This window comes from Paraburkholderia sp. SIMBA_054 (genome assembly GCF_046534875.1).
GTDB classification, from domain to species: Bacteria; Pseudomonadota; Gammaproteobacteria; order Burkholderiales; family Burkholderiaceae; genus Paraburkholderia; species Paraburkholderia hospita.
The window spans coordinates 1-240 of the sequence record NZ_JAWRXV010001588.1; the positions used below are offsets into that span (position 1 = coordinate 1).

The following is a 240-nucleotide window of genomic DNA, read 5'->3' on the forward strand; positions in this document are numbered from 1 at the left end:
CCAGCGCAGCGACACGCCGTGCGTCGGCAACGTGAGCGTTTCGTCGGGCGTGAACGCAACCAGCACCACGATCACGAGCGGCGCGAGCACGAACGCAATGACGAGCGTGTGGAAAATCAGCGCAACAGGACCGTTCTTTCTCATGATGTTCTCGCGCAGCCGTTGTACGTTGTATCAACCGAGGCTTCTGGTGTACCTGCGTTCCAGAACCCGGTAGTAAGTGAGCATCACGATCAGATC

Annotated in this window: 1 pseudogene; it reads right to left on the bottom strand. The window is 58.3% G+C overall.

The window, feature by feature from the left end:
• Window positions 1-144: pseudogene (locus SB822_RS60410) on the bottom strand (ABC transporter permease); the annotation flags it as partial.
• Window positions 145-240: the final 96 nt, after the last annotated feature.